18 protein-coding genes are annotated in these 19,294 nt (G+C 63.3%); 10 read left to right on the top strand and 8 right to left on the bottom strand.

Translation table 11 applies throughout. The features are described from left to right. Positions 1–265: 265 nt before the first annotated feature. On the bottom strand, positions 266–1,891 hold the full coding sequence (locus NJT13_RS17980) for a CocE/NonD family hydrolase (protein ID WP_254523178.1): 1,626 nt from the start codon (positions 1,889–1,891) through the stop codon (positions 266–268). A 1,485-nt stretch (positions 1,892–3,376) separates the two neighbouring features. Between NJT13_RS17980 and NJT13_RS17985 the strand changes: the two genes are divergently transcribed. Continuing rightward, complete coding sequence (locus NJT13_RS17985) at positions 3,377–4,939, top strand: HTTM domain-containing protein (RefSeq protein ID WP_254523180.1); 1,563 nt, start codon at positions 3,377–3,379, stop codon at positions 4,937–4,939. A 76-nt stretch (positions 4,940–5,015) separates the two neighbouring features. Here NJT13_RS17985 and NJT13_RS17990 read toward each other — a convergent pair whose 3' ends face one another. Continuing rightward, complete coding sequence (locus NJT13_RS17990) at positions 5,016–5,633, bottom strand: universal stress protein (protein ID WP_254523182.1); 618 nt, start codon at positions 5,631–5,633, stop codon at positions 5,016–5,018. 182 nt (positions 5,634–5,815) lie between these two features. Here NJT13_RS17990 and NJT13_RS17995 point away from each other — a divergent pair, with 182 nt between their 5' ends. Next, positions 5,816–7,384 carry a long-chain-fatty-acid--CoA ligase gene (locus NJT13_RS17995; protein WP_254523183.1) on the top strand — a complete coding sequence of 523 codons (1,569 nt, stop codon included), beginning with the start codon at positions 5,816–5,818 and terminating at the stop codon, positions 7,382–7,384. Further along, positions 7,384–8,184 carry an enoyl-CoA hydratase/isomerase family protein gene (locus tag NJT13_RS18000; protein WP_254523184.1) on the top strand — a complete coding sequence of 267 codons (801 nt, stop codon included), beginning with the start codon at positions 7,384–7,386 and terminating at the stop codon, positions 8,182–8,184. The genes NJT13_RS17995 and NJT13_RS18000 overlap by 1 nt, the downstream gene beginning before the upstream one ends. Before the next feature lie 3 nt (positions 8,185–8,187). On the opposite strand, the gene NJT13_RS18005 is transcribed toward NJT13_RS18000, so the two are convergent. Both NJT13_RS18005 and NJT13_RS18010 read right to left on the bottom strand, forming a co-directional pair. Next, positions 8,188–8,568, bottom strand: a complete 381-nt coding sequence (locus NJT13_RS18005) for a hypothetical protein (RefSeq protein ID WP_254523185.1) — start codon at positions 8,566–8,568, stop codon at positions 8,188–8,190. A 39-nt stretch (positions 8,569–8,607) separates the two neighbouring features. Further along, a complete protein-coding gene (locus NJT13_RS18010; protein ID WP_254523186.1) occupies positions 8,608–9,066 on the bottom strand; it encodes a dCTP deaminase/dUTPase family protein in 459 nt (152 codons plus the stop codon). 190 nt (positions 9,067–9,256) lie between these two features. Between NJT13_RS18010 and NJT13_RS18015 the strand changes: the two genes are divergently transcribed. Beyond that, positions 9,257–9,925, top strand: a complete 669-nt coding sequence (locus NJT13_RS18015) for an O-methyltransferase (RefSeq protein WP_254523187.1) — start codon at positions 9,257–9,259, stop codon at positions 9,923–9,925. On the opposite strand, the gene NJT13_RS18020 is transcribed toward NJT13_RS18015, so the two are convergent. Together NJT13_RS18020 and NJT13_RS18025 are read right to left on the bottom strand one after the other, a co-directional pair. Then, complete coding sequence (locus NJT13_RS18020) at positions 9,910–10,359, bottom strand: hypothetical protein (protein WP_254523188.1); 450 nt, start codon at positions 10,357–10,359, stop codon at positions 9,910–9,912. The genes NJT13_RS18015 and NJT13_RS18020 overlap by 16 nt on opposite strands. A gap of 85 nt (positions 10,360–10,444) precedes the next feature. Beyond that, the gene (locus NJT13_RS18025) at positions 10,445–10,888 is read right to left on the bottom strand and encodes a hypothetical protein (protein ID WP_254523189.1); all 444 of its coding nucleotides are present in this window, start codon (positions 10,886–10,888) and stop codon (positions 10,445–10,447) included. A 140-nt stretch (positions 10,889–11,028) separates the two neighbouring features. On the opposite strand from NJT13_RS18025, the gene NJT13_RS18030 reads away from it, so the two are divergent. After that, positions 11,029–11,550, top strand: a complete 522-nt coding sequence (locus NJT13_RS18030; protein WP_254523191.1) for a hypothetical protein — start codon at positions 11,029–11,031, stop codon at positions 11,548–11,550. 17 nt (positions 11,551–11,567) lie between these two features. Here the strand turns inward: NJT13_RS18030 and NJT13_RS18035 are convergent, their stop codons facing one another. Then, entirely contained in the window at positions 11,568–12,365 is a 798-nt protein-coding gene (locus NJT13_RS18035; protein WP_254525484.1) for a mechanosensitive ion channel family protein, read from the bottom strand. Between the two features lie 728 nt (positions 12,366–13,093). Here NJT13_RS18035 and NJT13_RS18040 point away from each other — a divergent pair. The 5 genes from NJT13_RS18040 (at position 13,094) to NJT13_RS18060 (ending at position 18,663) form a co-directional block, all read left to right on the top strand. Next, positions 13,094–13,864, top strand: a complete 771-nt coding sequence (locus NJT13_RS18040; RefSeq protein WP_254523192.1) for a creatininase family protein — start codon at positions 13,094–13,096, stop codon at positions 13,862–13,864. A gap of 37 nt (positions 13,865–13,901) precedes the next feature. Beyond that, positions 13,902–14,327 carry a nickel-responsive transcriptional regulator NikR gene (gene nikR, locus NJT13_RS18045; RefSeq protein ID WP_254523193.1) on the top strand — a complete coding sequence of 142 codons (426 nt, stop codon included), beginning with the start codon at positions 13,902–13,904 and terminating at the stop codon, positions 14,325–14,327. A 112-nt stretch (positions 14,328–14,439) separates the two neighbouring features. Then, positions 14,440–14,817: a cupin domain-containing protein gene (locus NJT13_RS18050; RefSeq protein WP_254523194.1), complete on the top strand. Its 378-nt coding sequence runs from the start codon at positions 14,440–14,442 to the stop codon at positions 14,815–14,817. A gap of 571 nt (positions 14,818–15,388) precedes the next feature. Beyond that, positions 15,389–16,540 carry an acyl-CoA dehydrogenase family protein gene (locus NJT13_RS18055; RefSeq protein WP_254523195.1) on the top strand — a complete coding sequence of 384 codons (1,152 nt, stop codon included), beginning with the start codon at positions 15,389–15,391 and terminating at the stop codon, positions 16,538–16,540. Positions 16,541–16,698: 158 nt separating this feature from the next. Further along, positions 16,699–18,663, top strand: a complete 1,965-nt coding sequence (locus NJT13_RS18060) for a hybrid sensor histidine kinase/response regulator (RefSeq protein WP_254523196.1) — start codon at positions 16,699–16,701, stop codon at positions 18,661–18,663. Positions 18,664–18,665: 2 nt separating this feature from the next. Here the strand turns inward: NJT13_RS18060 and NJT13_RS18065 are convergent, their stop codons facing one another. Further along, positions 18,666–19,244, bottom strand: a complete 579-nt coding sequence (locus NJT13_RS18065) for a HalX domain-containing protein (RefSeq protein ID WP_254523197.1) — start codon at positions 19,242–19,244, stop codon at positions 18,666–18,668. Between the last annotated feature and the right edge of the window lie 50 nt (positions 19,245–19,294).

Raw genomic sequence — 19,294 nt, forward strand, 5'->3', positions numbered from 1 at the left:
GTCCGTCGAGGAATTCGGTACCCGGATGACGACGGGGTACCGAAGAGTCGACTCGGGTCAGGAACTGTGGACTCTCGAGGCCGAGATCGATGCACCTCAGAACAACGCCGTTCGCAGGCCTTCTCGGTCCTTCGGAAGGAGTTGTGAGAGCAGGAGATGCACCCGTCCACGCGGAAATCGACCGGTGACTCTTCTCCAAAGGCTACGTCGGCCGATATCTCGTGGTGGCTTCGGTCCCCGTTTCGAACGGTGGTTCCGGAATCGGTCACTGCGGCCGCTGGGGGAGACGGATTTCCGACTGGGACGGGAGGACCGTCACGCCGTCGGTATGAGTCGATTCCTCGAACAGAAGGCTCGTGACGCTGATCTGTAACGAGAGGGTATCACCGGCCGAGAAGAACCGTTGAAAGACCGGGAACTCGAACTGGACGCGCTGGCGGCCCGGTCCGTCGACGCGGGCGGCCTCTCCGACGGATTTTCCGATCGCGTCCAGGTCGGATCCGTCGTGTCTGATATCGAAGAACAACCGCGCTTCGGGGCCCGCGACGTCGACCGCGAGGTCGAATTCGGGCGTGCCGACGACTTCGATGTCCCGACCGACGTGCCACTCGTAGGTCACCTCGGTGTCGTGGAACCAACTCCACCGTTCGATGTGCGGGTTTCCGCGTTCAACGGCGTTCTCGAGGCCGTAGGCGGTCATCGAGACGTCCGCGGGCGGGAACTGTGAGCCGGTCCGCCACTCGTCGCGTTGCTTGAGGTACGTCGAAACCGTCGGGACGTCGGTCGATTCGCCCCGGAGGTGTTTGTCCATCCAGGTGACGGCCAGGTCGTTCATGTATTTGCGCTGGTCAAGTGGGACCACGATCTCCTCGATGGCGTGGCCACCCTCGTAGAACGCGACGGCCGACTCGACGCCGCGGGCACAGAGGCCACGAAAACCACGGAGGGCTTCGTTGGGTTTGAACAACGTGTCGTCCCAGCCCTGAATAAAGAACGTCGGCGTGTCGAACCCCTCGAGGTTGTACGCGAGCGAACGCTGCTCGAATCCGGCTTCGACGGTCGGGGGAAGTCCGTTGCTCCAGATGACGTCGCCATACCACTCGTACAGCCTGTCCGAGAGGCGCGTGTCCGTATCGAAGTCGAACGTTTGAACGACGCCAGCCGCCAGCATGATAGTGAGCCAGCTATTCTTGACGACGCCGTTTGGCACGAACGAGTAGGAAAGGTCGTACCAGGTCATCCGCGGGACGATCGCGTCCACCCGATCGTCCGCCAGCGCGACGAGCGGCTGAAGCCCGCCCGCGTACGAGATGCCGTCCATCCCGAGTTTGGGATCGTTCGGCCCCTCGGTTTCGACGTCCGAACGCCCCGCGAGCCAGTCGATGAGGTGGCGTGCGTCTTCGATCTCGTTTTCGCCGTTCAGCGTCGAAACCCCTCCGGATCCGTAGGCACCGCGGGAATCGTATGTCAACACCACGTACCCGTTCTTCGCGTAATGTGCCGCTTTCAGTGTTGTCAGCGGTGACTGCCTGCTGAGTCCCCATCCGTGAGTCATCAAAATCGCCGGATTCGGACCGCCGGCGTCGGGCGTATACAACGTCGTCGCGAGGTCTGTCCCGTCGAACGACGATATCGTCCGATCGGTCGTGGAGTAGCTTCCCCCTGAAGCCCACGCCGCCACCGTTCCCGATCCACCGGTCAACAATGCAGCAGTCCCGCCCGTGGCCCGCAGGAATCGACGTCTGCCGGCCGCGTTCGGATCGAACAGTTTGGCGTGCTCGTCGGACGGGGGTGTCGCTGCTTCATCACGGGGCGTCCCACCGGCCCCGTCGTCCGACGCGCGTGCCCCACTACTGTGTTGTGGTATCCCATCGTTGTGGTGTGAAACCATAGTGCATCCACCTGCCACCCGACAATCACCGACGGACCGAATGTAATTTTCGCATTCCATGCGAGGGAATATAAATGTCTCCGGGATTGATAGCACCGGTTGTCTCGTGCTTACGTCGCGCCGACGGTCGATCACAAAGATGCACGGAGGAAGCCCACGGCTTTAGTCGTGGGAGAAATCCGACAGTCCGGAGGAACACCCCCGAACGAGGATCGTCCCGGTGCTTTGCGAGCGTATCGTCGACCGACGTGGCGGCGGGTTCCGGATCGGCGCCGACTTTGACGAGGGTCGACGGTTTCGTTCACCCGTCCGGTAGCGAACACACCCGTCCGACGCTGCGAGTGCGTGCCGACACGACTCGGGGCCGACCGCGCAGATTCGGGTTGCGCTGCGAGGCGGGGTGGAAGTCTGATTGTTCACGTTTCACCGGCACCGTCTCGAGACGGCGCCACTATCACGGGTCCGACAAAAACCCATTTCGCGTTTGAGTAGGTTTATCCTTCCAGCCTTCTCCCCTGTAACTGCCCGTGGGGTTGTTCTCGAAACCACACCACCACCACCATCTACCGCCCCATGGGCGGCGACTTCGGGCTCGCGCCCGAGTCGATTCCGATCGATTTCTACAGACGGAACAGGGCGAGTGCCTCGGGGCTCGACCCCAAGGATGAGGCCCGTCGAGAGTTTAGTAAAAAAGTCACGTATAATGCCGTAACGGCCGCGACGGATAGTGAAGACCTCACGATGAAGCGATCGTTTGACTGATGGAAATGCGGCTCCTCTCGACACCCTGCTACGGCAGGTGAGACGGGAGTTGTCGGGTCGTGGTTGAGCGACCGGCCCTCACGGACACCAGCGGGGTGTTCGGGTGTTCCTTCCAACCGACCTCGCAAGGGGAAGGCCGAGGGGTGCTAAATTCGCCTGCGTCCGACCGTCCGTTTCTGGGCACACGGGCAAAACGGTGAAGCCTCGAGGCTCGTCCCCGAGGTACTTCACGACTGCCGTCCGCACGGGGTGCGAACTCGTCGGTGTCGTTTCGCAATCGGTGGCCCGTTCACCCCTCTCCGTTGCCCATTCTCGTTCGAGGATCCGTCGTCGAGAGCGGAGCGGTGACAGCCGCAGTTGCGACCCGAAAGCAGGGTCCAGGAGCCCGGATTCGAGCCGTGACGAGTGTCGCGTTGGAAGCCGGCCGGCGATCGACGGTGGCCGAGATTTCTGGTCGGCGACCGAGGGACGGTGTCTCCGTGCCGGGCCCCACTCGCGGAGGCGGTTCGCCCCTCGCGATACGGTCTACGGAGCCAGGTTCGGATAGCGCGACTCGCCGCCGTCATTCGAACGCCGTCCCTCCGGATTTCGAATCGAGAGAGACCGACGTCTCACCGGTTCGATATCGGTCGGTACTCTTCCAAGGTCAAGTGATTCGTTCAGTTTACACCAAGCTTATGCCAATCTGCTCGAGACACCGATGCGAGATATCTAGGATGGACGATGACTGAGCGAAGTTCCTCACCCAGGTCGGATCGGAGACTGACGAACGCAGTCGATCGGATTTCGCTGGCGATCACGCGTCGATTTGCCGTGGATACGCGAGCCCTGGCCGCGTTTCGAATCGCGCTCGGGCTCTTGCTGCTCGCGGACCTCGTCGGCCGATCACGGAATCTCGGGGCGTTCTATACGGATTCGGGAGTCCTCCCGCGGAGAGCACTGTTTTCCGACTACTCGAGCGCCTATTCGCTTCACGCCGTCTCCGGCGAGGCGTGGGTGATCGGTCTCCTCTTCGTCGTCGCGGCCGCGTTCGCCGTGGCCATGATCGTCGGCTATCGAACGAGGGTCGCGACGGTTTGCTCGTGGCTCTTGCTCGTCTCGCTACACGTTCGCAATCCGATGGTACTCAACGGCGGGGACGTGCTGTTACGGATGCTGGTGTTTTGGGCGATGTTTCTCCCGCTCGACGAACGATGGGCGGTCGACGGCCGTCGATCGGATCGCGATCGGGAGACCGTCTCGACCGTGGCGACGATGGCACTGTTGCTCCAGGTCGTCGTGATGTACGTCGCAAACGCCATCCACAAGACCGAGGGGGAGATGTGGCTGAACGGGGAGGCCGTCGTTTACGTGTTCAGCCTCGACTATCAGTTCACGATCCTCCTGGGTAACGTTCTGGCCGAGTACCACGATTTACTGCGGCTCGCGACGTTCTTCTGGGTCGCGCTGGTTATTTCAGCGCCGCTGTTACTCGTCCTCACCGGGCTGCCGCGAGCAGCGCTCGCATCGGCGTTCGTCGGCATGCACTTCGGAATGCTGGCGACGATGCGAATCGGGCTCTTTCCCCTGATCGTCGTCGCCGCGTTCATCCCGTTCTATCCGAGCGGCGTCTGGGACGCGGGCGCCGCGTTCGCCTCCCGCATCGGTCTCGCAGCCCCGCTGCACCGCTGGGCGAGCAGACTCGAGGCCGCCGTCCCCGGTCGGGCCGTGACCGATCGCGTCGGCGCCTCCGCTTCCCCCTCGCGTCGACTCGTTTCGGACGGCCTCGATCGCGGACGAAGCCTGTTTTCGGCGACGGTACCGGCGGTGTTTCTCGTCCTCGTGGTCCTCTCGAACGCCCAGGCGGTTGGCTATACGCAGGTTCCGGACCCGGGTCAGTCGGTACTCGATGCGACTGAAACGGACCAGAGTTGGCGCATGTTCGCCCCCGAACCGCTCCAGACGGACGGCTGGTACGTCGTTCCGGGGGAACTCGAAAACGGGTCCGAGGTCGACGCCATGTACGGATCCGAGGTGAGCTGGGAGCCGCCGCCGGACGGGAACGCCGTGTACCCCAACTCCCGGTGGCGAAAATACCTCTCGAACGTCTGGGGGGCGGATAACGAGAACCACCGGTCGTATCTGGCGAATTACCTCTGTGACCGGCGGAATCGCACCCATCGGACGGACCTCGAACGTATCCAGCTATACTACGTGGCCCAGCCGTCGGAACCGTACAACGAGACCGAGCCGACCAACGAGATCATGCTGCAACAGTACAACTGCAGCGGCGATTTCCGCCAGTAAATGTCGACCCGCCGCGCCGTCCCGACACTGACGTCTCGGTGAACGGATTTCCACACTGACGTCCCGGAACGCAGCGTTATTCCCTCGGGCCCTTCGCGATCCGGGCCTCGCTCGTCACGGCGTCGACGTGGACGTGGATGGGGCCGGTATCGGTCTCGAGTGGGACGATCCAGGACGCGCTGGTTCGGTGCGGGTCCTCGAGGACGGCGACCTCGTCGTATCCCTCCTGTTCGGCGGTCGAGCGCGCGATCCGTGCGGCTTCGTCGGTGTCCTCGACCCGAATCTCGTCGGTCAGTCGGACGGTCACGACCGGGACGTCGGCCATTCGAACGACTCGTTCGGTGACGCTGCCGACCAGCACCCGGTCGAGTCCGGTCCGGCCCTGCGTTCCCATGACGATCAGGTCGATTCCGTGTTCGTCCGCGAACGCGAGGATTTCTTCGTGCGGAACTCCCTGTTCGACCGCAGTCACGACGTCGACGCCCATTCGAGACGCTTCAGTTTCGACCCGTTCGACCGCCCGCTGGGCGGCCGGAATCGCGTCGTCGGTCTGGAGCGTCCCGAGCGGCCCCTCTGGAACGACGGACAGCGCGTGGATCGTCGCGTCGAAGCAATCCGCGATCGTCATCCCGTGGTTGATCGATCGGCGGGCTCCGTCGCTTCCGTCCGTCGGGATGAGGACGTCCTGATACATGACACACCCTGCTTGGGAGCGGGGTCGTAAATACCCTCGATTCGAACGTCGGCCGTCGACGGCCGTCCCACCGTTCTGATGACAACAAATCGGAAAAGAATTATCGCTGGAAAGTATTTTCGCCGTATTCACCGAACGATGTAAATCTTTTTTACAGTACACGCAAACGTATCGCACGGAGTATGACAAATCTTGTCACTAACGTCGCGGGTGCTGTCGAGGAGTACGGAGACAACACCGCGATCGGATTCAAGGGGTCCGAAATCAGTTACGAAGAGTTCTGGGGGCAAACGGGTGCGTTCGCGGCAGCACTCGAAGAACGCGGACTCGGTGCGGGCGACCGGGTTGCACTCTATCTACCGAATCTTCCCCAGTTCGTGATCGCGTTCCACGGGACGCTTCGCGCCGGCGGGGTCGTGGTTCCGATGAACCCGCAGTACAAATCCCGAGAGATCGGCCACTTGCTCGGCGACAGCGAGGCCAAGGTCGTCGTAGCGCTTTCCGACCTCGTCCCCTTCGTCGATCAGGTGCGAGACGACACGCACGTCGAACACGTCGTCAGCGTCGGTGGCGAAGCCGAGGGCGCGACCGAGTTCGAGGATTTCCTGGAGCCGGCCAACCCCGAAATCACGGCCCGCGACGACGACGACGTGGCGGTCCAGCCGTACACGTCGGGGACGACCGGCCAGCCGAAGGGCGTCCAGTTGACCCACGCGAATCTCGGATCGAACGCGAATTCCGCTTCCAAACTCATTCCGGACGGGATTCGATCGGACGACAAAACACTGGGCGTGTTGCCGCTGTTTCACATCTACGGGATGACCGTCGTGATGAACGCGTCGCTGTTCCACGGAGGCGCGTACTACCCGTTGCCGTCGTGGGACGCACAGGAGGCCGTCTCGCTCGTCGAGGACGAGCAGTTGACGATCATGCACGGCGTGCCGGCGATGTACAACGACGTCATCAACCAGCCGAACGCCGAGGAATTCGACATGTCCTCGCTGCGCCTGTGCGGCGTCGGCGGTTCCGGCATTCCGGTCGAGGTCCTGCGCCGCTTCGAGGAACTCTACGAGCCGAAGATTTACGAGGGATACGGCCTGACCGAGACCAGTCCGATCACCCACTTCAACAGCCCGATCGAAGGGCGTCGCGTCGGAAGCGTGGGCAAGACCGTCCCCGACGTCGACTCGAAGGTCGTCGACGAGGACTTCAACGAAATCCCGCCGGTCGAGAAGGGGCCGATCGACGAGGAGAACGCCGACCTTCGCGAAATCACCGGCGAGATCGTCGTCGCCGGGCCGAACGTGATGAAAGGCTACTACGGTCTGCCGGAGGCCAACGAGGAAGTCTTCACCGAGGACGGCGGCAGACGCTGGTTCCACACCGGCGACATCGGCTATCAGGACGAAGACGGCTTCTTCTACGTCGTCGACCGCGAGAAACACATGATCGTCACCGGTGGCTACAACGTCTACCCGCGCGAGGTCGAGGAACTCCTCTTCGAACATCCCGCCGTCGCGGACGCCGCCGTCGCGGGGATTCCCGACGAACGCCGCGGCGAGACCGTGAAAGCGTTCGTCGTTCGCACGCCCGATGCGGACGTCACAGAGGACGAAATCAAGGAGTACTGCCTGACCAACCTCGCGGAGTACAAACACCCGCGCGAGGTCGAGTTCGTCGAGGAACTTCCGCGAACCACGACCGGAAAGGTCCAGAAATTCAAGCTCCGCGAGCAGGAGGGAGACGACTGATGGCCCTCGGCGACGCAGTCCTCCTCGAGATAGAGGACGACGGCCTGGCGACCATCACGCTCAACCGGCCGGACCGACGCAATCCCCTCTCCGAAGAGATCAGCACCGGTCTCTCCGAAGCGCTCGACGAAATCGAGGGCAGCGACGCCCGCTGTGTCCTCCTCGAGGGCTCCGGCGGGTCGTTCTCGGCCGGCGGTGACATCGAACGAATGATCGAGGGGATCGAGAACGACGTCCCCGCCGACGATCGAGTTCGCAGACTCCAGCGCTCGACGAACGAACTCTTCGGCCGGCTGATCGAATTCCCGATCCCGACGATCGCGCTGGTGGACGGGCCGGCGGTCGGCGCCGGTGCGAACCTCGCGCTGGCCTGTGACATGCAACTCGCGACCGAAGACGCCGTCTTCGGGTTCGTCTTCCGGCAGGTCGGCCTGAGCGTCGACGCGGGCACCTCCTATCTGCTCCCGCGAGTCGTCGGCGAGAACGTCGCGAAGGAACTCGTCCTCACGGGCGACATCGTCGGTGCCGACCGCGCAAAGGAAATCGGCCTCGTCAACCACGTCTACGACAGCGACGAGGTCGACGAGCAGGTCGAGGCGTTCGTCGAGAAGATCGTCTCCGGGCCACCGATCGCGCTGCGCCACGCGAACAGGCTCGTCGGCGAGGGTCTCGAGAAGTCGCTCGATCAGGCGTTGACCGACGAGGCGATCGCGCAGGGTATCGTCTTCGACACCGCGGATCACGAGGAGGGAGTGAGCGCCTTCTTCGACGATCGCGATCCCGAATACGAAGGACGATAAGTTTCACCCCTCACTTTTCGCCCGTCGTAGTAGTCGGCTGGAGACTCGCCGTCCCGCCTTTCCCGACCGACCCACCATCTGCCGCACGTCGTCCAGAAACGACGGCTCCTGTCGATATCCAGCGTGATGCGGGAGGGCCTGATCGAGCGCGTCGATCACCGTCTCGAGGCCGTCGCGGAATCGACTCGCGGGGTCGGTCACAGATCCCGGTAGGTGTCTGGCGACGACCGATCCGACGACGAACTGTCCACTCCCGCTGGGGACGTCACCGGTCGCTATCACCCCGTCGAACGCGCCGCCAGGGACGAACGAAATCGGCGGCGTGGGCGTGGTTGCGCTCCACAGCCGCAGGACGACCGCGAGACGATTTCGCGGGCCCCGCACGCACAGCCACGCGAACCGACAAATTACGTGATTTACGGTCTATAAATCGGAATTTTGTCTGTTGCGCTCGACCGGAACGAGCGTCGAAATCCGCGCGTTCTCCTTGATACTGAGTCCGTCACCGGCGACGGAAAGGGGCATCAGCGGCAAGTGATCTCGAACCCGTACCGACGGATGCGAGCCGCCGCGGGCGAGCAGTTCGTTTCGCGCCTGGAGCTGTGCCGGCTCGGCCAGGTCCGTCAGGAATTCGTTGTGCTGGACGACGTACTGGCCGCCCTCCAAGTACCACCAGCCGAATTCGTCGTCGGGGCCCTCGAGTTCCGTCGGGACGGGCTCCAAGTCGGCGTCCTCGAGTTCGTCGCCGCCGAAGTCGAGGCGGCCCGGGGCGGCCACCTCGTAGATGGCGCTGACCGTCAGGTCGATCCCGTTTTCGTGAACCTGTACCGGTTCGTACACCAGATTGTCGACGCTTTCGGCGAGGGGGTGTTCGGAAGACATATCGGGTGAACTGATGGTTTCGAACGTCAAAAGGGTGGTGTCGGCGACGTACCAGCGGCGGCTTCGGCGCTCGAAGTACGGGGGACGGTGACGCGTTCACGCGTGGCGCGATACACCCGTCGGTACCGCGACCGAGGTTCGATCGACGAGCGTCCCCCAACCCTATATGCTGGCCGGCGTACCGTCGCCTATGACCGACGTCCTCAGGGACGATGTCGCGCGCTTCGTTCGCGCGGTCGGCCCGGACCCGGACGAGACGCTGATCGAGATGGACGAGTACGCGGCCGCCGAGGGGTTCCCGCACGTCGGCCCCGACGTCGGCGCGTTCCTCCGGTTCGTCGCCCGCCTGAACGGTGCCGAGCGAATTTTCGAGTTCGGCTCGGGCTATGGCTACTCCGCGTACTGGTTCGCCGACGCACTGCCGGACGACGGCGAAATCGTCCTCACCGAGGTCGACGACGCCGAACTCGAGCTGGCTCGCGAGTACATGGCCGCGGGCGGCTACGACGGGCTCGCGAGATTCGAACTCGGCGACGCGATGGAAACGATCGAGGACGTCGATGGGCCGTTCGACGTCGTTCTGATCGACCACCAAAAGAGCAGGTACGCCGACGCGTTCGACGCCGTCCGGCCGAAAGTACCGGTCGGGGGCGCCGTCATCGCCGACAACGCCGTTACGGCCAGCGTCGTCGACTTCGAGACGTTACTCGAGTGGTCCGAGGGCGGTTCGCCGACCGGGGTCGACGAGCACACGCGGGGCGTCATCGAGTATCTCTCGACGGTTCGCGCAGATCCGGCGTTCGAGACGATGGTCGTGCCCCTCGGTGAAGGAATCGCCGTGAGTTACCGCGTCGAGTAATCCGGCGTCTCGCCGTCGAGCACCTGATCGTCGGCCGGGGCCGGGGAACCGTATTCCCGAAACCCGAGGAAGATAGTCGACCCGGTCGCAGACAGGAGCGTCGACCACGTGACTGCGGTGAGCGCGACGACCGTTATTCGGGTCGGGCCCGGCGCGACCGAACCGATCGTCTCGGGGCCGACCGCGTGGCTGCCGGCGATAGTGAGGAATCCGAGCCACAGTCCAAGTGCCGTTTGTGCCAACGTTCGACGGTCGACGGACGCGGCGTAGCGGGCGACACAGTAAACTCCGCCAACGGCGAGGACAGTCGCTCCAAGCGTTAGTTCGAGCGCGTCGTCGGCGACGGTGGCGACACCGGCAACGGCGAAACAGGCGAGCGAGGCGGCGAGCAAGTACCCGTCCGAACCGTGTATTGTCGGAATCACGTCGTGCACCGCTTTGCCGGGTTGAGTAGGTGCCGGCATATATACCTGTTGCCTGGTCCCGCAGATCGAACCGGTTCCGGCGTCCCTTCGTGGGTCACTCCTCGAGCAGGATGCGCTCCTCGGGGGTGGGCCGTCCGGGGTGGATGCCGTACCAGGCGAAACCGTACAGTACCGTCATCGACACCGCACAGAGAACCACCGCGCCGGCTGTTGCCTCGAGCGAGAGGCTGACGACCGGGCCGGCAAAGGCGTCGCCGACGGCGGCCGCGGATTCGCTGTCGGGAGCCGTCCCCAGCGCGTAGGGAACGAACGTTACGAACGCGAGGAGCCACCACCGCTTCGCGCTGTCCAACAGTCGTGCAGTGGTGTGTTCCCGTGCGGTGCTCGTGACGAGTGCGACTCCGAGCGTAATCAACAGAAGCGCAGGTATCGTCCGAATCGAGGAGTCAAATCCGGTATTAACCGCGACGCCGGCGGCGACGATTGCGACGCCGCCAGCGCGTTTGAGAACCGATGGGCCGAACCTTGTTCGTGGCATTTCGCTCTCCGGTAGTCACGGATTGTACAAAACTCTCGCGGACCGTCGGCGAGGGTGGGTCGCGGGGGGCTATCGGACGCGAACCGCGACGAACAACAAAGGATGTATTACCGGCGACAGCAAGTCCCCGGTGAGAACGAATGGGCGAACGCTACGACGCCGAATCCGAGACGTCGACTCGAGGGGGCGCTGCCGTCGCGACCGATCGAGTACGGCACCTCGTTTCGCGACTATCCGACGGTGACGTCGTCCAGTTCGCGCGGGGGCTCTGGAGACGATACGTCCGTGAGGACCCAGCCGACTGCCGCGTATCGATCACGTTTCCGACGGGACCCGACCGGCCGACGGTCGGCCGCATCCACGACTGGATCGCGGACCTCGAGGTCGCCTTCGAAGGCCGAGTCGACGTCTACGCCCGGCGGCGAAGCATCGCGGTCGTGACGGACACCGTTCCGGCCGATCGGGTCGACGTCGACGCGGTCGAGTCGATCATCGAGCGAATCGAGGCAGGATACGCGGAAACGCATTCGCTGGCACATCTCGAAAAAGTGCGACCGCGAAACGGACGCCTCGTCAGAACCGACGTCGTCGTTCCGGTCAAACCGCTTTTTCCGCGCGATCGGGCCACCGAACCGAAACGCGTTCGATCGGCGGCCGACTGAGCGATATCGGCTCCGGATCAGTCGTCGTCACCGGGTCCGGGCCCGGGCTCGGAGCCCGGTTCGCGGTCCTGGCGCTGGCGCTGATTGCCGCTCGAGCGCCCGCCGGTGGACTGCTCGCTCGGCGTGATCTCGTTCGTTCGGCCCATCCAGCCCCCGATGTTTTCGGCGACGTAGTCTTTGCCACCCCAACCGAAGGCGACGCCGACGCCGATCGCGACGGCCGCGCCGAGGCCCCACGCGAGCGCTCGCGCGAACACGTAGAGGATGCCGACGTCGATCCCCATCGTATCGAGGCCGATAACGATCGCCGTGAAGTACAGGAACACCCGGGCACCGGTGGCGAACCAGGTGGTGTAAGCGGTCTGGGTCGCCGCGCGGGTCCGCTCGATCGCATCGCCGATGAAGTCAGCGACGACGAACCCGAGGACGATGACCAGCAACCCGGCGACGAACGCCGGGAGGTACGACACCGCCGTCGAAACCCACTCCGATAGCGTGGCGATGGCGAGCGCGTTCGCGGCGGCCAGCACCGCTAGGCCGTACACGAACCACTTCGCGAGTTTTCCGAACGCTCCCGAAACGGCCTGTTCCGTCCCCCCGAGGATGCGACCGAGCGGCGTCTCGAGCACCATTCGATCGAGTTCGATACCGTCGGCGATTCGCCGGACGACGCGTCCTGCCAGCCGACCGACGATCCAACCGATGGCGAGGATTATCACCGCACCGAGCAGTCGAGGGAGGAACGTGACGAACTCGGCGACGGGGTCTTGCAGCCATTCGGGTACCTGTGCCTGTGCGGGATAGTACGGTAACATGTCCGACTCGATGTTGACGCCGACCGCCTTTCGTAATTGCGTGGCTATCAATTATCTGTGAAACCAACTGTTTTCGACCCGTGTCGGTGCGTCCGTTGAAGTGTCCGTTACGGCGAATTGCGCCTTCGAGATACCGTGATAGATCGATATGAGTTCCGGCCGATACCACGCGCCGACCCGCACCGAGTGCGGGTCCGACCACCGAGCGGACGGGCGATAAAACGATAATTGTGAGTGAACGTGACAGTCGGCTTCTCTGGCCCCGCGACCAGCGTCGGACGCGTCCGTCCGCGGTGGTTCAAACGTGTCCAGTTTCACTCATAGCGCGCCCTCGTCGCTCGCTCGACCGTCGCCGGCCGTATCGAGTCTCGACCGGGCCGGTCGACCCCGAAGGGCAGGCGATCGGTTCCGGTGGCGACGATTCCGATTGTCGTTTCGAAATCCGGCGAGGGATGCCTGTCCTCGTCGAATACTGGTCGAAGACGGTTCGCCGATATCGCCCGGATACCTCGAACTCGGTAATACGGAATTACCGCGCCCGGCTTTTTCGGCGCGTCCGTCCGCTCGTGATTCGCCTCCTGTTCGGTCTGGAGACCGTCTCGAACTCGAGTCCGGTTTTCTGACCCCGTTTTCCGGGTGGAGTGGATGCCCGCTCCGTCCCGCGTTCGCTCGCTCGCCCGTCTGCCGTTTGCACCACGCTATTGGTGGTTCGCTCACGATAGTCTTTCATGTACCTCGGAAACGAAGCCTGGCCCGACCTCGAGACGTACTTCGAAACGGAATCGCTCGCGCTCGTCCCGCTTGGATCGACGGAACAGCACGGCCCGCATCTGCCCGAAGCGACCGATCACCTGATCGCGGAGGCCTTCGCGAGGGAAGCCGCGGACCGGACCGGATACCTCTGTACCCCGACGATCAACGTCGGCGTCAGCGGCCACCACCGTCAGTTTCACGGAACGATGTGGGTCGACCCGCCGGCGTTCAGACAATACGTGGAATCGCTGACTCGAAACCTCACGTCTCACGGGATCGATCGGGTAATCTACGTCAATGCCCACGGCGGAAACGTTTCCCACCTGCGGGAGGTCGGGGCGCGACTCCGAGGGGACGGGACCGCGTACGCTATCGAGTGGATGTGGGACGAATCGATTCCCGACCTCGTCGACGGCCTCTTCGCTCAGAACGGCCCCCACGGGGGCCCGAAGGAAACCGCCATGATCCAGTACCTCGAGCCGGAACTGGTCCACGAGGACCGACTCGAGGAGGCCAGGGATACCGGCGTCCCCGACGTCGAAGCCGCCGAGACGATCAAGCACGGCTCGCGGACCTTCTACGACGCGGCGGACAACACGGAAAACGGCGTGTTGGGCGACCAGACGGACGCGACGCCGGAGAAAGGGGAGCAACTGTTCGAGGCCGCGAGCGATCAGCTCGTTCAGCTCTGCGAGTGGCTCGCGGACCAGCCTTTCGAGGATCTGCTCCCGGAGGCACACGTTTGATGACAAGCCTTACTAACGACGATTCTCGAGTTATTACATGGCAGTTGTCAGCGTCTCGATGCCGGACGAACTCCTCGACCGAATCGACCAGTTCGCCGAGGAACACGGATACACCGGTCGGAGCGAAGTCGTCAGGGAAGCCTCCCGAAATCTCCTCGGGGAGTTCGAGGACACTCGGCTCGAGGACCGCGATCTGATGGGAATCGTCACGGTGCTGTTCGACTACGAGACCACCAGCGTCGAAGAGCGAATGATGCACCTGCGCCACGAACACGAAGATCTCGTCGCGTCGAACTTTCACAGTCACGTCGGCAATCACTACTGCATGGAGCTGTTCGTTCTCGAAGGCGAACTCGAGGACATCTCGGCGTTCGTGGGAAAGATCCGGGCGACCAAAGACGCCCTGACCGTCGACTACTCCGTTATTCCGGTCGATAGCTTCGATCCGCTCGCACAGTCGTAACGTCCGGAGGCGAGGCGGGATCGGCGGCGAATCGTTTCCTCGATCGCCGCCAAAATCGCACGGACCGAAACGGAACGCGTAGTTTTACTGTCGGCCTCTCCAATGGGTACGTATGACATACCGGAAGGTGAACTACGAGAAAGTGGAGCAGGTCTCGAGCGCTATGCACTTCTTGAGCGACCCGCTCGAGACCGAACGGGTCGGCGTGACCGTCGCGCGCTGTGATCCGGGCTGGAACAGCAAGCCCCACGACCACACGGACAACGACCACGAGGAGGTGTACGTCCTCATCGAGGGGAACGCGACGGTCGTCGTCGACGACGAGCCTGTCACGATGGAGACGGGTGACGCGCTGTGGATCCCGCCGACGTCGACGCGGCAGATCCGAAACGGCGACACGGAGAGCGCGTTCGTCCTCGTGAGCGCGCCGAGCATCGCGGACGAAGACGGGAACGGCGACGAGTGGTTGCTTACCGGATTCGCCGGATAACGTCGCCTCCTCGGGCGACGATCGGCCGGCTCGGTGGCCTGCTGAAACGCCGTTTCCCGTTTCCCGTTTCCCGTTTCCCGTTTCCCGATTCCCGTTTCCCGTCTCCCGTCTCCCGTCTCCCGTCTCCCGTCTCCCGTCTCCCGTCTCCCGTCTCTCGTCCCCGTTCGATCCCCTGGACGACGCGTCGATTTCGTTCATCCAGTGCGTCGATCCGCATCGATTTCGTCAACTCGCGTGAGGTCCGCTTCCTTCGTCGGCGTGGCACCGTCCGCAGACGGTACTGTCGGCACCCACCGTCCTCGCAGGCGCCGTCGTCGCTCTGGAGTCCACCGCCGGAATCACGAGTTTCGACGCCCCGTCGGTAACCCGTCCGGCACCTGCTACGCGAATCTCTTGCCGATTTCGTCGGGGACATCGGCGGGTCGAGTCCGACACGAACCCAGCTTCGATTGGGGTACGAACGGCACACCGGGAACGAGAGACCGCGAACGTTCGTCACGACGATAGACGGCGCTTCCGGTTTGCAATGTTCGCCCCCGACTATTTCCACCGTGCGGCCGTCTCACGTGGTATGGAGTTACTCGACGATAGCATCGTCCCGGAGCACGCACGCGGCGTCAAAGCCGAGGCTCGCGAGTTCGCTCGCGAGCACATCGAACCGAACGCACAGGAGTACTTCCAGTCGGGCGAGTACCCGGAGGAAATACTGGCGGCCGGACAGCAGGCGAATCTCGTCGCGCAGGACATACCGGAACGGTGGGGCGGGCGGGGGCTCGATCTGGCGCAACTGCTCGCGATGACGGAGGAGTTCTACCGCGCGGATGCGGGGATCGCGCTGACACTTCAGCTGGCGAGTTTCGGCTGCGAGATTACCTACGAGCACGGCACCGACGAGCAGTGCGAGGAGTTCCTTCGGCCGGTCGCGGAAGGCGAGCAACGGTCGGGGCTCGCGGTGTCGGAACCCGACACCGGCAGCGACCTCTCGGGGATGCAGACCCGCGCGGAGAAAGACGGCGACGAGTGGGTGATCGACGGCGAGAAGTACTGGATCGGCAACGGGGTCGAGGCCGACTGGATCACGCTCTACGCCCGGACCGGCGACGACGAGGAGAACCCGTACGGCAACCACTCGATGTTTATCGTTCCGACCGATACGGACGGCTACGAGGCCGAGCACATTCCCGAAAAGATGGCGATGCGCGCCTCCAAGCAGGCCCACATCGAATTCGACGACTGTCGGATCCCCGAGGATAACCTGATCGGTGAGGTGGGAGACGGGTTCCTCATGCTCGCGGACTTTTTCAACCACGGTCGTATCGCCGTCGCCGGCCACGGACTCGGTATCGCCGCGGCGGCCATCGAGGAAGCCTGGGCGTTCACGCACGACCGCGAGGAGTTCGGCCGAACGATCAGCGACTTCCAGGCCGTCCAGCACGGCCTCGCGGATATGATACTCGAGTTCGAGAGCGCCCGGGCGCTCACCTGGCGCGGTTGTCAGAAGGTGGCGAACGACGAGAACGCGGGGTACTGGGCGGCGATGGCGAAAACGAAAGCGACAGAAACGGCCGTCGACGTCTCGGAACGAGGCATGCAGTTCCACGGCGGTCGTTCGATTCTGGACGAGCGCCGAATCGCACGCGTGTATCGTGACGCGCGTATTCCGGTGATCTACGAGGGGGCAAACGAGATACAGCGAAACCTTATTTACGGTCAGGCACCCTGAGAGTTCTTGGGACCGTCAGCCGTCGCGGGAGCACCGACCGATCTTCGGCGCCATCCACTTGATACGTTGGTCGAAAGAACAATCCCGGTTGACATCATGCATACCGGCAGACCCACTGCCATCGTGATGGAGATGTATACAGGACGCATTCCACTGCCATGAGCCGGCCACGCGTACTCTGTGTGAGCAGCGATCGGTCCACACGAGCGGCCGTCACGCTGTCTCTGACCGATGCGCCCGTCGACGTCGTCATCGCCCAGCGGACCGATCACGCGATCGAACGACTGGAGCGGGAGACGATCGACGCGGTGGTCATCGACGCGCGGACCGTCGTGAACGTCGCGTCACTCGTCGACACCATCGAAACGGAGACCGACCAGACGCCGACGTTCGTCCACTGGGGAACGGGCGGTGCGGACGTTGCGGTCCTTGGGGAAGTCGTCGCGAGAGCGGACGAAACGGTCTCGGTCGACCGGCTCGCCGACGCCGTCACCAGACGCATTCGCACAGACCCGACCGCCGAACTCACGTCCGATACAGACTCGAGCGCAGTCGAAACCGAAGTGGAAGACGACCGACAGCTGTCGGTTCGGGAACTTCCGGACGATCTCCGTCGGATGGTCAGCACCGTCCGGTGTCGGCTCGTCGACGTCACGTCGCCGCTCGCCGTCGAACGGATTCTCCGGGAGGAGATAACGGCCAGCGATCGGTTCACCGTCGCCTGGGTCGGCGAGTACGACCGCGGTGAACGGACGATCGTTCCGTGGCTCTCCAACCCGGACGCCGAGGAGTGGTCGCTGCAACGCACCTTCGTTATCGGGGGCGGCGATCACCCCCTGCTCGAGCGTGCGGTGCGAACTCGAGAGCTTCAGGTCAAGCGATACGACGCAAACAGTCTCGACGCGGTTCCGTTCGGCGATCAGGCGTACGACCGCGGCGTTCGATCCGTTGCCGTCGCCCCGCTTGCAGCAGACGGCGAACTGTTCGGCGTCCTGGCCGTCTACTCGCCGGATTCGATTTCCGAGCGCGAACTCGATGCGATACGTATGATCGCGGTAACTGCGTCTCACGTCCTCGAAACGATCGTCGTCCGCGGGCAACTCGAACAACAGAGTCGGACGCTCCACCGCTACGAGCGACTCGTCGAGACGGCGGGGGACGGAATGTGCGTCCTCGACGGTTCGGGTCACTTCATGACCGTCAACGATGCGCTCGTTGAAATGACCGGCTACAGCCGTGAAGGGCTGCTCGCCGAACACGCTTCGATCCTGCTCGACGATGCGGACGTCGACGCGGCCACGGATACCATTCATTCGCTGCTCACGTACGGGGGGAATACCGACACCCTCGAACTCACCCTGGAGACGAAAACCGGAGAGACGATCCCCTGCGAAGTCCAAATCGCCGTTCTCGTTCCCGACGGGGAGTTTCACGGCTCGGTCGGCGTCATCCGCGACGTCACCGAGCGAAAACGTCGCGAACGGAAACTCCGCGAACGCAACGAACGACTCGATGCGTTCGCTCGGATCGTCAGCCACGACCTCCGAAATCCGTTGGGCGTCGCCCAGGGGTACCTCCAGTTGTTCGAGGAATCCGGCGACCCGGAACACGCGGACAAGATCCGCGACGGACTCGATCGGATGGAGACGATCATCGAGGACGTCCTGGCTATCGCTCGCGAAGGCGAGTGGGCGACCGACACCGAACCCGTCGACCTCGAGTCGATTGCTCACGACGCCTGGGACCACGTTTCGACGCCACAGGCGACGCTAACGGTCGCGGACACGACGACGCTCGAGGCGGATCGGTCACGACTCTTACGACTGCTCGAAAATTGCTTCCGTAACAGCGTCGAACACGGCGGCGCAGCCGTGACCGTTCGTGTCGGACTCGAAGAAGCCGACGGCGAGGAGGGCAGCGAGCGGGGATTCTTCGTCGAGGACGACGGCTCGGGACTTCCCGAAGAACTGCGCAACCGCCTCTTCGACCCGTCGGTCTCCTCGTCATCGGAGGGGCTCGGAATCGGACTGTGGATCGTCAGAGAAGTCGCTACTGGGCACGGTTGGTCAGTCGTCGCAACCGAAAGCGAAGACGGAGGGGCCCGCTTCGAATTCGAAACGTAATATTACTGTTGTTTCCCAGACTGAAGGTCTTGAAATGCGCCGACGAAGTCGTCGTGGGAGGACATGCCGGAAACCGTCTCGTCGACCCGCTCTGCGAGTTCTCCGACGTTGTCACAGAGGTTCTGATACTCGTCGTTGTCCGCGAGTTCTCGGTCGGCTTTCTCGGATTCCAGCAGCGCTTTTTTCGAGACGAGCGCGTAGTACTCCTGGATATCCGATTCGTAGTCGGAGCGGTCGGCGACGTCCTCTACGATCTCGACGAGTTCGTCCTTCGAAACCGGTTTGACGAGGTAATCGTCGAACCCCATCTCGATGATGTCGAAGTCCGGATCGACTGCTGTCACCATGACCACCCGCGAATCGAACCCACGGTCGCGAATCTGCTCGAGTACTTCGTCACCCGATAACCCCGGCATCCGCCGATCCAGTAGGACGACTTCCACTGAGTCGGCCATCTTTTCGAGCGCTTCTTCCCCGTCGTACGCCGTCTCGACACCCCACTCGCCCTGGAGCCACGCTGCAAACAGGTCCGCAAGGCGGGCTTCGTCGTCGACGACGACCACCTCTGGCCCATCAGTCATTGGGTAACCCCTCCATTCTCTTCATCGATTACAGCCACGCGTCACCAATG

Origin of the sequence: Natrinema caseinilyticum, from assembly GCF_024227435.1 — an archaeon.
Classification (GTDB): domain Archaea; phylum Halobacteriota; class Halobacteria; order Halobacteriales; family Natrialbaceae; genus Natrinema; species Natrinema caseinilyticum.